This window comes from Citrobacter sp. Cc139, assembly GCF_030334645.1.
GTDB classification, from domain to species: Bacteria; Pseudomonadota; Gammaproteobacteria; order Enterobacterales; family Enterobacteriaceae; genus Citrobacter; species Citrobacter werkmanii.
The window spans coordinates 133,870-147,256 of the sequence record NZ_JAOWDM010000095.1 but is presented as its reverse complement, the minus strand read 5'-3'; the positions used below and the strand labels follow the sequence as shown (position 1 = coordinate 147,256).

Genomic DNA, 13,387 nt, shown 5'->3' with positions numbered 1-13,387 from the left:
GGCGATTAAGACTGCAGCATACCGTGCTGTATCAGGAACCCCCACCAGGGAATACCGACGAGCATGTGAAGCACAAACGTGCACAATGCCACGATAGTACCGATTGTCCACCACGACTTAATGTCATTATACCCTGCGGCAAAGATAATCGGCCCCGCCGCGCCACCATAGTGAGTGATGCAACCGCCGTAGGAGTTGGAAAATAGGATGGCAAGCGCCAGCAAAACAGGTGCCGTTCCGGTGACCAGACCTACAGTGGCAAAGACCGGTACCATTGCTGCGACGTATGCCCCGCCGGAAGCAAAGAAATAGCGCACCAGCACGCTGAGAAACACAATAATCACAATAGTCATATTCCCGGCACTGAGAAAATCCAGATGTGCTGACATGAAATCGGCCAGCCAGCGGAAAAATCCCTCCTTGCTCAGGGTTGCGCTCAGACCAATGATGCCCCCGTACCACATCAGGGTATTCCAGCCACCTTTATTTTTCTGGACATCACTCCAGCCAATAATATTAAACAGCAGTGCCGCTCCCATTGCGATAATGGCGACCGCAGATTCATTGAGTCCAAGTTTACGTGAGAAGATCCAGCCCAATAATGCAGCGACAAAAATGACCACCAGCCCTTTCTCTTTGAGGCTCATTGCCCCAAGACTTTGAAGTCCGTTGGTCGCAATAGCGACATTATCAATTTTTTTAATTTCCGGGGAAGCAACCCGGTAGCAGATATAGGGAATGATACACAGCATCAATAACCCCAACGGTGCTGCCGCCAGCATCCAGCCGATCCAGCTAATATGAATATGAAAGATATCTGAAATGAGCTGTAGCGCTAACGCGTTACCGGCAAAGCCCGTTAAAAACATATAGCTGGTCGTTTTCGTGACCATATAGACGTTGACCATTAAATAACGGCCAGCTTTGCTGGGTGACTCTTTTGGCGTTGAGCCCAATACTGTCGCGATGCTGTTAATAATAGGGAAAACCACCCCACCTGCCCGCGCGGTATTTGAGGGCGTCGCAGGCGCCAACACCAAATCCAGCAAGGCGGTAACATACCCCAGTCTCAGCGTCGTACTGCCAAATTTAAGGATAAACCAGTATGCAAGCCGTTTCCCGAGGCCTGTAGTGACAAATGCCGCACTCAGCGTAAAGGCACTAAACACCAGCCAGGTGGTGCCTGACGCGTACCCGCTCAGCACATCCAGTGATTTGACGGGTGAATCCGGAAATTTTGTCACGGTAAAACAGGTTAACGCAACCGCAACCAGCATAATGACGGGTTCAGGATAGGGTTTAATAACCAGCCCAACGATAGCGGATAAATATATTCCTGCCAGTATCCACGCCTCTTTAGTTAATCCATCAGGCGGAGGAATAAATATTGATAATAATATTATCACGGCAAGCAAGATTGTTTTTAAAATATTCGATTTAAGCATATCTCACCCATGAGAAAAGGGTCCCTGAATAGCAGAGGCCGCTCCGCAGAGGAGCCTCCACACACTAAATACATTTATTAAACAAATGATAAATATTACAGATTCACAACCTTGATATTATCGCCTTCCGTGATTTGATATTCACCTAAGGTATCAAAACTGAGATAGCGATAGATATCCTCATGTGCGTCATAAAGCTTATCGGTATAGCTAAAATATTCTTCAACGGTGGGCATTTTACCCAACATGGCCGCGACGGTGCTTAATTCTGCGGAGGCAAGAAATACTTTAGCATTCGTTCCCAGACGATTCGGGAAATTTCGCGTCGAGGTCGATACCACGTTACTCCCTTCGCGAACCCTCGCCTGGTTTCCCATGCACAGGGAACAGCCCGCAGGCTCGATTCTCACCCCTGATTTAATAAACTGACTAAAATAGCCTTCACGGGAGAGTTGTTGGGCATCCATTTTAGTCGGCGGCGCCAGCCACAAGCGCGCCTGGTTTTCGCTGCCACCGGCCATGATTTTACCCGCAGCGCGGAAATGACCAATGTTTGTCATGCAGGAACCAATGAAGACCTCTTCAATGGGCGTGCTGGCAACCTCAGTAAGTAACCGGGCATCGTCCGGATCGTTCGGGGCACAGACTACCGGTTCGGTGATTTCATTAAGATCAATATCAATGACAGCAGCATATTCCGCGTCAGGATCGGCAGACAGCAGCGACGGGCTAGCCAGCCATGCCTCCATCTCAGCAATACGGCGTTCAAGCGTAGCGGCGTTCTCATAACCCTGCTTAACCATCCAGCGCAGCAGGGCCGCATTGGAGCGCAAATATTGCGCGACATTGTCTTCCGCCAGACGCATAACGCAGGCCGCAGCGGAGCGCTCGGCAGAGGCATCAGCCAGTTCAAACGCCTGCTCTGCACTCAACATTTCCAGCCCTTCAATTTCGAGGATCCGGCCCGAGAAAATATTGCGCTTATTCTTTTTCTCGACCGTTAACAGCCCCTGCTTTTTGGCATACAGCGGAATGGCATGCACCAGATCGCGCAGGGTGATCCCTTTCTGCATCTCGCCCTTAAAGCGCACCAGTACTGATTCAGGCATATCCAGCGGCATAATGCCCGTCGCGGCAGCGAACGCCACCAGCCCAGAACCACCAGGGAAGGAGATCCCCAGCGGGAAGCGAGTATGGGAGTCAGCGCCTGTACCAACCGTGTCCGGCAGCAGCATGCGGTTAAGCCATGAGTGGATAATGCCGTCGCCCGGTTTCAGCGCAACCCCGTTACGGCTGGTGATAAACTGCGGCAGGGTTTCATGGAGTTGAACATCTACTGGCTTAGGATATGCAGAGGTGTGGCAGAAAGACTGCATCACCAGATCGGCTGAAAACGTGAGACACGCGAGGTCGGTTAGCTCGTCACGCGTCATCCCGCCGGTGGTGTCCTGAGAACCCACGGTCGCGATCTTCGGCTCGCAATACTGTCCTGGTCGGATCCCCGCGACGCCGCAGGCTTTACCCACCATTTTTTGTGCAAGCGTAAAACCTTTCGCGGAAGGTGCAACTAACGCGGGCTTGCGGAATACCTCGGAAGGCGCCAGCTTCAGCGATTCACGCGCTTTCGCCGTCAGGCTGCGTCCGATAATCAGCGGGATACGCCCGCCGGCGCGCACTTCGTCCAGTAGCACCTCGGTTTTCAGGGTAAAGGTTGTCACCAGCCGCTGGCTTTCTGTTTCACGAATTTCGCCCTTGTAGGGGTAAAGATCGATCAGCATCCCGGTCGTCAGCGCAGAGACATCCATCTCTACCGGCAAGGCACCGGAATCTTCCAGGGTGTTGAAGAAAATAGGGGCAATCTTGCCGCCAAATACAAACCCGCCGTTACGTTTATTCGGCACATACGGAATATCGTTCCCGATGTGCCACAGGATGGAGTTAGTGGCGGATTTACGTGATGATCCGGTCCCCACGACGTCACCCACGTACACCAGCGGCCAGCCGCCCTCTTTTAGCGCTGCCAACTGACGGACAGGACCACGTACGCCGGGTTCATCAGGCACAACCCCTTCCCTGACGTTACTGAGCATGGAGAGCGCGTGCAGCGGAATATCCGGACGTGACCACGCCTCCGGCGCAGGAGACAAATCGTCGGTATTGGTCTCACCGGGAACCTTAAACACCTTCAGGGTGATTTTTTCAGCCATGGCCGGACGGCGGGTAAACCATTCGGCATCAGCCCAGGACTGAAGCACCTCTTGTGCCTGGACGTTACCGCTCAGTGCTTTGGCCTCAACCAGGCTGAATTTTTCGAAGATCAGGATCGTAGAAGAAAGCTGCTGCGCGGCCAGCGGTGCCAGATCGGGATGCTCAAGAAGCTCGATCAATGGCTGGACGTTATAGCCGCCCTGCATGGTGCCCAGCAGCGCCGTTGCTGCTTCGGGAGTAAGCCCGTCAACACGGTATTCCTGCAACGCCACCTTAAATAAAAACTCGGCTTTTAACTTTGCCGCAGGATCGACACCCGGTGGTACGCTATGGGTCAATAAATGAATTAATTCCGGATGATGTGCGGGTGCATCATTGATTAAACGCTGAATCAGTGCATCAGTTTGTTGCGCTGTTAAGGGTTTCGCCGGAATACCCGATTCAGCACGCGCATGCTGGTGCTGATTATAATCATCTAACATAGGTTCTCCTGTTAAAGCTAAAGTTGTTCACAAAATTCTGTTAAGCGTTCGAGTCCGTACGGCCATTCGCCAAAGCCAGACTCGGCATTAATATGTCCCGCCTCCCCGATATCGATTAAATGCCCCTCCCAGCAAGCCGCCCAGAACTGCGCGCGCGAAAAAGGCATCAAGGGATCATTTCTGCTGGCAAACATCAGGCAGGGAACGGGTAAAGACGCGGGTTGAATGGCCTCTTCAAGGCCGAAAAACGCGGGTTCTGCCGGTGCGACCATAACGACCCCGGCGACGTTTACCCGGCGCGTTTGCAGTAACCTGCATGACGCCAGCGCGCCAAAACTATGGCCGACGAGAATGGCGGGCAGCGGAGAAAGCGCCAGCTCGCGGGTAATGGCGGAAACCCAGTTTTCAATATCAGGTTCTAGCCAGTTTTTTTGCTGAATCCGCCTCCAGAAAGGAAAACGTCGTCCCCAGCAGCTTTGCCAGTGATATTCATCGCTGTCTCTCAGACCCGGCACCAGAATAAGGGTATAAACGTTTCTGAGCTGCTGCAGGCGTTGTTCAATCATGACGTTTTCCTGTTACGCTATTCGCGATTATTCGGCTGGAAATTGCGACAATAACCATCCAACGGCGATAAGATCTGCGCTACCGCCAGGGCTTAAATTCCGTTTGATAAATTCCGCGTCCATTCTGAATAACGCCTTGACTAATTTATCCGCCGTGAGACGCTGTATTTTTAATAATCGTCTGGCGTAACGTCTGGCGTAATTCAGCCCTGCGGTCCCTCCCCGAGAAAGCAGATTGGTATCCGGATTTGCCGCCATCAGGCCCAGCAACATCCTCAGTAACGCCACCTCTTCGGATTCTCCCTGACGTAACGCGGTTTGCAGATGCGGAAGACCTGACTGGCGTACAGTGATGAAACCACTGGCGGCTTCCCCTCTTGCCCCGGTGAACCCGTATGCCTGAAACTGCTGCTCTCCCTTCGTTTTTGCGATACCGCTATTTTTCAATTCCTGCTCGACAATGCCGGTACAGATAAGGCTGGTCTCATGGCACAGGCTGCGTTGCGTGAGCGCGTCATGCCTTTGGGTAAGACGACCCGCCGCAGCACACAGCAGCCCCAGCGAGAAGATCCCCCCTTTATGAGTGTTCACCCCGCCGGTGGCGGTAAACATCGCCTGCTCACAGGCCAGGCCAGTCGGCCTTAGCGCCCGCAGTGTTTGTGGGCCAGCAAGATAAGCAGTCTCTCTGCCTGTGTTGAAAAAGAGTGACAGCCAGGGGGCAATCGCCGCGATACTGGTTATGAACAGTGCGAAATTCATATCGCTATGCGCCCCGCTGTTTACGCGATCCACCAGACCCGGTTTCGGGGTTAAATTAATTTCCCGGTACAGGGCCTCGACAGCCAGCTCAGCAAAGGAGCGCTGCACGTCTGGTTCGTTAAATCTGGCAAGCGAAGTAGTCATCGGTTAACTCCTCGATCACGCGCGTTAGCTCGGCCTGCGAATGACGTCGCGAACGGGAACAAACATGAGCAGGTTCATGACAGATAAAGCATCTACGCATCGGCTGCTGGATGGCATTTCTTTTCAGCAGCCCCTTTTTCGGACAAAACACGTCGATATCCCACAGACGTCCCAAAGGATGGTTATCTTCCAGATGCGCCGTGACGTGTTTAATCATCCACGCGGGAGCCGCGACCGACCAGAGCGCTTCCGGCCCGGTGACCGGGTGCAACGCCTGATGCCGACAGACCTTCCACTGATGCGTGTGGAACAGCTCTCCGAGAGCCTGATTCGCAACGGCCATCACGCGTCTGGCCAGCGCGGTGTCCTTCACCTCACCCGGCCAGACCAGCGTGACGGAAACCACGGTATGATCCGACTGAAACAGCCACGCCTGCTGCCGACGGGCTCGTTGCTCCCGGGAAGCCAGAACCTGTTCCAGAGAGACATTTGCATTCGAGGCTTTATCCGTCATGGGACTTACTCCTTCACCTGGCGAACCACATCAATCACACTGCCGTCGCGGTAGCGCACCACACCGACAATGCGGTCAGTAAATTCAACCGCCTTAGGCTTGCCCGAGATCAGCAGTGCCTGTTGATACAAGGCTTCGATGTCGACGACGGGCAGTCCGGCGTTGATCAGACGTTCGCGGATTTCCGGGCGCGCCGGATTAACGGCAATACCGTGGTCGGTAACCAGAACGTCAATACTTTCACCCGGCGTTACCAGCGTAGTGACCTGCCTGACGACGGTAGGAATGCGGCTGCGGATCAGCGGGGCAACGACAATAGTGAGATTTGCCGCAGCCGCGACGTCGCAGTGTCCACCCGACGCGCCGCGCATTACGCCGTCGGAGCCGGTCAGGACATTGACGTTAAACTGGGTGTCTACTTCCAGTGCGCTGAGGATGACTACATCCACCCTGTCGCAGCAGGCGGCTTTTGCGGCCGGGTTCGCATAGACGTTAGTGGAGATTTCCACATGGTCGGGATTGACCGCCATGGAGGCTGCCGCCGCACCGTCAAAGCTTTGCGTATCGAGGATCTTTTCAATTAACCCTTTCTGATGCAGATCGACAATGCTGCCGGTGATTCCGCCCAATGCGAACCGGGCCACAATATTGTGCTTGCGCATCCGGGTTTCCATAAAACGCGTACACGCCGTTGACGCCGCACCTGAGCCGGTCTGAATGGAAAATCCGTTGCGGAAATAACCTGAGTGTTCGATCACGTCGGCGGCAGAACGGGCGATCATCAGCTCACGTGGATTACTGGTGACCCTGGCGGCGCCTACGCTGATTTTTGCCGGGTCGCCGACGCTCTCAATCTGCACAATATAGTCAACCTGATCCTGAACGATACTGGCTGGCAAGTTGGGGAAAGGCTTCAGGGTTTCGGTGAGCAACACCACTTTTTTGGCATATTTTGCATCGACCATGGCGTAACCGAGGGAGCCGCACTGCGATTTGCCGCCATTGCCGCTGGCATTGCCATATTCATCGCAGCAGGAAACCGCCAGAAACGCGACGTCAATGGCAATTTCGCCCTTCTGAATCAAATTCACCCGCCCACCGTGGGAATGGATTTGTACCGGCTCGTCCATCAGACCGTGCGAAATTGCATCCGCCAGATCACCACGCATCCCGGAGGTATAGATTTTGCCGATCACGCCATTACGAATGTGTTCAATAAGCGGGGTATTGCATGACATTAACGAGCTGGACGCGAGCGTGATCCCTTTCAGGCCGCGCTGAGCCAGCTTATCCATCACGTAATTGATGACCTTATCCCCTTCACGGAAGGCGTGATGAAAGGAGACGGTCATACCGTCATGCAGATCGCAGCGGGCCAGAACATCGTCCACACTGGCAAAAAGTTTGCGCTGGTACTTTTGCTGATGATCAGCAAGATAAGGCGTCGTCGCGTTCGCGCCGCTGAATGCGACGTACTCACGACGGGAGTCTGGAATGTGGTGCAGAGTTTCAGTTAGGTTTTTCATTATTCATCCTGTCGCTTGTAATGGGGGATTACTGACGAATGCCGGAAGCATTTTTGCGTTCGATAACCACGCGGGCATGGTTGATAATCGGCGCATCAATCATTTTGCCGTTCAGCGAAATCACCCCGAGTCCGTTGCGCTCCCCTTCCTCTGCAGCTGCAATCACGCGCTGTGCGTAATCCACCTCTTCCTGGGTTGGCGCGTAGGCGTTATGCAGAATTTCAATTTGTCGCGGATTAATCAGCGATTTTCCGTTGAAGCCCATCCGTCGAATCAGATCCACTTCCTTCAGGAAACCGGCTTCATCATTCACATCGGCGTACACCACATCGAAAGCGTCAATACCCGCCCCGCGCGCGGCATGTAATACGGCACAGCGGGCGTAAAACAGCTCAGTCCCGTCGCCTCGCTCAGTTTGCATATCCATCACATAGTCAAAGGCGGCCAGCGCAATCCCCATTAAACGGTCAGACGATTTCGCAATGGCGACTGCATTAATAACGCCAACGGCAGATTCGATCGCTGCCATTAATTTCGTTGAGCCGACAGGGCGCCCGCAATTTTCTTCAATGCGAACAATTTCGCGTTCAAGCTGGTGGATATCTTCCGGAGAGTCGGTTTTCGGTAAACGAATAACATCAACGCCCGCCCTGACGGCGGCTTCCAGATCTTTTAATCCAAAAGGTGTATTCAGCGGATTAATTCTGACAACGGTTTCAATATCTTTGTACATCGGGTTTTGCAGGGCATGAAATACCAGAAGGCGGGCGCTGTCTTTTTCTTTTAGCGCTACGGCATCTTCCAGATCAAACATAATGGAGTCCGGTTTATAAATATATGCCGTAGAAAGCATGGCGGCACTTGAACCCGGAATAAATAACATACTGCGACGTAACTTTTTCATTATAACTTTTCCCATGCAATATCTTCCCGAGCCGAACCTCTGAGCAGAGCAGCCTGTATACGGGCACGGATCACGCAATCCAGCGCGCCTTTATCATCAATAATGATCTGCCCTTGCTCGATGTTGAACGCAGCCAGGGTTTCATTCACAACTTCGGTAATTCGGTCGCCGAACTGCTTATACACTTCGCTGTGAATGACCACATCCAGCCCGCTCTCGACGGGACTGACCTTCACCATAAGGTCACTGGACTCCAGCGTTCCCGCCATCGCGGCTTGTACAATTTTCATATCAGTTTTCCTGTGATAATGCGGTTAAACCGCTGCCGACAACGATTCGGATAAACGAGGCTGATGCTGTCCCCCGTTATTCAGAAACGCGCGCGTGGTGGCTGGCACCATACGACTGGCGGCAGCAATTTGGTTTTCTTTTAATAAACGACGAACGGCTGAAGCAGAGACCGGCACATCATTACCGTCCGTTCTTCGTTCTATTTCGTGTACGTGAATACAGGCCGCTGTACTCGTTGCATTTTCCAGCCAGTGATGCATCGCCCGGTTATATTCTGCGGTTAACTGACAGAATGGCTCCGTCCCCACAAAACGATGAGTGATATTCAGCGCAGGTGCGATGTAATTTCTGAACAGCATAAGATCAATTGCCGCGTAGACTTTATCTATCACCTGCTTATCTTTCAGGAAATAGCCTGGGAAGGTCCCGCGCGAAATAATATAGGCAGACCCCGGATGAACAGTGACATTTTTCAGATGCCGCGATCCGTCCCTGACCATCGCAAACCGTTCTTTAAACGAAAAAGCGGAGACATCTTCCTGAACCACGAAAACATGGAGCCAGTCGCACTGGCTTGCCGCATGCTCAATAAGATATTGATGGCCCAGCGTGAATGGATTCGCGTTCATCACGATCGCGCCAATATTTTTCCCCGGCACGAAATGGTGGCTACGCAACTGGCTGCAGTAACGATGAATACCAACCGGCGTATTCTCCATTAATGCCGCACAGTTATTGACGGTGACAAGCGGATAGAATCCGCATCCGCGAAACGACTTCACATTATCCGGACAGGTAAAAAGAAAGAGCTGATGTTCGCCGTTTTGTGCCGCCAGAAGTTCGGCCTCATGTATTAACGTCAGGATTAACGACGAGCCACGCCACCCGGAATCCACTGCGATGCATTTTAAGGTGTTACCCGCAATACCGGTGCAGCCAATAATCTGACGCTGGTAGAGTGCAACAATAAATTGCGAGATATCGTCATCAATGCCTAAACCGTTGCGTGCCAGGAAGCGGGCAACCTCCTCTCTGGCCTGAGCATTACCGGCTTTTATAACCTCAAATTCTGGCGTTCTGGCGGTGTACATCGTCTCTCTCCTGACCGTCTAAACAAGCAACGCTTCTTGCTGCGGTTGGGCTTCCACAATGGTATTAATCAGACGACCAATATTTTCGATTTCAACTTCAACCCGATCGCCATCGTGCATAAATAACGGAGGATTACGTTTTTTACCGACGCCGCCAGGCGAACCCGTAATAATGACGTCACCGGCGCTGAGGGAGGTGAATGTGCTGATATAGGCGATAAGATCTGCCACTTTGTGGATCATGCTACCAGTGGAGTCGTTCTGAACCAGCATGCCATTCAGCCAGGTATGGATGGTCAACGCATGAGGATCGGGTATCTCATCCGCTGTAGTCATATAGGGGCCAAAAGCGCCGGTTTGCTTCCAGTTTTTACCGGCGGTAAACCACGCGTGCTGCCAGTCACGAACGGAGCCATCCATATAGCAGCTGTATCCCGCGACATGATTGAGCGCATTATTTACATCAATTCGGGTGCCCGGTTTACCAATGATGACGGCCAGCTCGCCCTCATAATCGAATTCTCTCGACAACTCAGGTTTAAGCACAGGTTGGGCATGACCGGTTTGTGAATCAGGAAAACGGATAAACAGCGTCGGGGCATTATTCGTCTCGGCAAACTCTTTTCTTTTTTCAGCGTAATTCATCCCAACGCAGAAAATTTTTCCTGGCTCTTCGATAACGGGCAAAAAGGTAATATCTTCAAGCGTAATATCCACAGGGCAATCGTTGTATTGCCTTGCGACGTCAACAGCATCCCATTGAAGAAGGTCTTTCAACGTCGCATATTGATGGCCGATTTTATTACCCAAATCGATAACGCCGAATTCTGTATAAATCCCGTAGCTTTTACGGCCCTGATGAATATAACTTGCTAATTTCATGATGACACCCGATTGATATACATACCTGTTTTTTGTTTACGCCCTGAGGCGTGAACAAATTGCCAAACTTTTTATTCTGCGGACTGGGCGGGCACCAGTACCGGTTTTGGACCGGATGCCAGATACGTTGCCACGACAACGCCAATGCCAAGCAATACCAGAATCAACCCGGTCATCCCCATCCAGCCCAGTGAATGGAAAACAAAACCGTTGATAAAACCAATCACCGAACCGCCCATGTAGTAAAAGAATAAATAGAGTGCAACGGCCTGGCCTCTTGCATGCGTTGCATTTTTACTTACCCAGCTCAAACCAATAGAGTGACAGCCGAAGAAACAGCCGGTAAAAATCACCGCGCCAACAATAAAGGTGATGACATTCGACGTCAGCGTCAGCAGCATGCCTAAGGCCATGATTAGGAAAAGCACACGCAATACTTTCATCGCGCCATATTTCGCACTTAAACGACCAGCCTGCGGAGCCGTAAAGAAACTCAGGGCGAAGCTAAAGGAGAGCAGACCTGCGTTTGCCGGTGAAATATGGAATGGCTCGCCTTTCAGGAAGAAGGCCAGATAGTTATAAAGCGAGGTAAATGCGCCGAAAATAATGAAGCTGATAACAAAAGCCAGCGCCAGATTTTTGTTTTTGAAATGCGATGCAGCCCCTTTCACCATACGCGTAATGTTAAGGTTTTGCGTTGGGGTGAAGTTTTTAGATTCAGGCAGTAAAAACTTCACCAGAATGGCGACCACAATCAAGCTGGCCGCAAAACCGTAAAAGATGGCATTTATTGAAACGTGATCAATAAGTTGGCTGGCAACAATACGACCGGACATGCCGCCCATGGAGTTACCGAAGACAAAATATCCCGTTACGATACCTGCCGCCACCGGGGCGACTTCTTCACTGATGTAGGCAGTGGCCGCCGCAGCGATACCACTCAGCGCCAGACCAATTACCGCACGTAGCGCCACCAGCATCGCCCAGGATTCCATCAGCGGACAGAGCAGCGTAAGAATACCGCCTAACAGGAGGGAGAAAACAATTAACCGTTTTCTGCCATAATGATCGGATAATGTCCCGGTAAACAGCAATCCAATAGCCAGCAAAGCCGTTTCAGCTGATAATATAATACTCACCTGGCTGACAGGAACATTATATTCCACAGCAAGCGTCGGAAGCAGTGGCTGAATAAAAAAAAGAGAAGCAAGCTCTGCAAGCCCGGATAATGCCAGGGCCAGAATCACGCGAATATGCGCTCCGGCTTTTACAGAATCTGAAGCTTTCAGGGTATTGTTAGCATGAGTTAACGCCATAATAACCTCGGTATTATTGTTAAGGTACAGAGTGTAATTTTTTAAGGCAGATGTTTTTTATTTAAATTTTATTTACGCAACTTCAGTGAGCATTTTTTCCGGTACACATACGGCACCCTCAAACAACTTGCGTGAAGTACGTATCACTGCGGCACGGGTTTTTTCGATATTGTTACCTTCCTTCAATAAGGACACGGATATTTTTCCACTTGGGTGTTCAATATCGATGATATTAGTGAAGAGCCCCTTTGGACGATCGGCGACAATTTTTGCCGCGACGGAGCCTTCAATCAGCGTTGCGGTCGAAATACCAATCGATCCGGTAATCGCCAGTGATTTATGGCATGTGTGCGGCATGAAATACCGTACCTGAATCGTTCCGCCGTTACGCGCCGGGCTGAGAAGAACCGGTTTAGGGATCACCTTGTTTGTCACATCCCCTAAGCCCATAGCTGCGCCAGCCTGACGACGCAGACTTTCCAGCTTTTCTTTAAATGCCTTATCGCCATCTAATTCTGCAGGAGATTCCCCTCCTGTTTTTCCCAAAGCTGAAGCGTCAATCAATACCATCGGCATCGCCATATCTATACAGGTGACTTCAATACCGTCGAAGACGTTTGTCGCACTGTCCGTCGGCAACAATTTCCCCGTTTTAGAACCTGCAGAGTTCAGGAAAGTTAAGCCTATGGGCGCGGCGGTCCCCGGGACTCCATCAATCTGGGTATCGCCTTCGTACACCACCCGATAATCAGGCGTTTGCACTTCTGCATCGACCAGCGTTCCGGTATTGAGATTGCGGATCCGCACCGTCGTTACCGGGCTTTGCGCCTTCACCAGCCCCTTTTCAATAGCAAAGGGACCGACCGCACAGAGCATATTGCCGCAGTTAGGCGTGGTATCGACACGACGTTCATTCACCATCACCTGTGCAAACAGGTAATCCACATCCGCGTCAGGACTTTCTGAAGTGCTAACTATCGCTACCTTACTGGTTTGCGGACTTCCACCGCCAATACCGTCAATTTCGAGTTCATGGCCTGCCCCCATCAAACTGAGTAAAACTGCGTCACGCGCTTCTGTTTCCGCAGGCAGGTCGCTGGCCAGAATCACCGGCCCTTTTGACGTACCGCCACGCATTAATACGCAAGGGATCTTTAACATATGTTTATCTCACTTCGCTTTTGTCAGGAACGCTATAAGGTTTTCACACTCCGGTTGATAACTCTAATGCCAAAAAAAGCAGGATTAATACGTTTTGC

Annotated in this window: 12 protein-coding genes; all 12 read right to left on the bottom strand. The window is 51.7% G+C overall.

The genetic code is table 11. The features are described 5' to 3' along the window. Nucleotides 1-5: 5 nt before the first annotated feature. The 12 genes from OGV69_RS24035 to OGV69_RS23980 all read right to left on the bottom strand — a co-directional run bounded on the left by OGV69_RS24035 (nt 6) and on the right by OGV69_RS23980 (nt 13,289). Nucleotides 6-1,445: an anion permease gene (locus tag OGV69_RS24035; protein ID WP_038633412.1), complete on the bottom strand. Its 1,440-nt coding sequence runs from the start codon at nt 1,443-1,445 to the stop codon at nt 6-8. A 95-nt stretch (nt 1,446-1,540) separates the two neighbouring features. Continuing rightward, a complete protein-coding gene (gene acnB, locus OGV69_RS24030; protein WP_069324827.1) occupies nt 1,541-4,135 on the bottom strand; it encodes a bifunctional aconitate hydratase 2/2-methylisocitrate dehydratase in 2,595 nt (864 codons plus the stop codon). Between the two features lie 17 nt (nt 4,136-4,152). Continuing rightward, complete coding sequence (locus tag OGV69_RS24025; protein ID WP_038633418.1) at nt 4,153-4,701, bottom strand: RBBP9/YdeN family alpha/beta hydrolase; 549 nt, start codon at nt 4,699-4,701, stop codon at nt 4,153-4,155. 27 nt (nt 4,702-4,728) lie between these two features. Further along, nucleotides 4,729-5,604: a triphosphoribosyl-dephospho-CoA synthase CitG gene (gene citG, locus OGV69_RS24020; RefSeq protein ID WP_069324826.1), complete on the bottom strand. Its 876-nt coding sequence runs from the start codon at nt 5,602-5,604 to the stop codon at nt 4,729-4,731. After that, entirely contained in the window at nt 5,579-6,118 is a 540-nt protein-coding gene (gene citX / locus OGV69_RS24015; protein ID WP_038633424.1) for a citrate lyase holo-[acyl-carrier protein] synthase, read from the bottom strand. Before citX ends, citG begins: the two co-directional genes overlap by 26 nt. Before the next feature lie 5 nt (nt 6,119-6,123). Further along, nucleotides 6,124-7,644 (bottom strand): citrate lyase subunit alpha, encoded by a 1,521-nt coding sequence (citF, locus tag OGV69_RS24010; protein WP_038633427.1) that lies wholly within the window; start codon nt 7,642-7,644, stop codon nt 6,124-6,126. A gap of 28 nt (nt 7,645-7,672) precedes the next feature. Continuing rightward, on the bottom strand, nt 7,673-8,548 hold the full coding sequence (gene citE / locus OGV69_RS24005; RefSeq protein WP_038633430.1) for a citrate (pro-3S)-lyase subunit beta: 876 nt from the start codon (nt 8,546-8,548) through the stop codon (nt 7,673-7,675). Then, the gene (gene citD, locus OGV69_RS24000) at nt 8,548-8,838 is read right to left on the bottom strand and encodes a citrate lyase acyl carrier protein (protein WP_038633433.1); all 291 of its coding nucleotides are present in this window, start codon (nt 8,836-8,838) and stop codon (nt 8,548-8,550) included. The genes citE and citD overlap by 1 nt, the downstream gene beginning before the upstream one ends. A gap of 24 nt (nt 8,839-8,862) precedes the next feature. Then, nucleotides 8,863-9,930 (bottom strand): [citrate (pro-3S)-lyase] ligase, encoded by a 1,068-nt coding sequence (gene citC / locus OGV69_RS23995; protein ID WP_069324825.1) that lies wholly within the window; start codon nt 9,928-9,930, stop codon nt 8,863-8,865. Nucleotides 9,931-9,948: 18 nt separating this feature from the next. After that, complete coding sequence (locus OGV69_RS23990) at nt 9,949-10,812, bottom strand: fumarylacetoacetate hydrolase family protein (RefSeq protein ID WP_038633441.1); 864 nt, start codon at nt 10,810-10,812, stop codon at nt 9,949-9,951. A gap of 71 nt (nt 10,813-10,883) precedes the next feature. Then, the gene (locus OGV69_RS23985) at nt 10,884-12,128 is read right to left on the bottom strand and encodes an MFS transporter (protein WP_038633444.1); all 1,245 of its coding nucleotides are present in this window, start codon (nt 12,126-12,128) and stop codon (nt 10,884-10,886) included. Between the two features lie 72 nt (nt 12,129-12,200). Further along, nucleotides 12,201-13,289: a 4-oxalomesaconate tautomerase gene (locus OGV69_RS23980; protein ID WP_038633446.1), complete on the bottom strand. Its 1,089-nt coding sequence runs from the start codon at nt 13,287-13,289 to the stop codon at nt 12,201-12,203. Nucleotides 13,290-13,387: the final 98 nt, after the last annotated feature.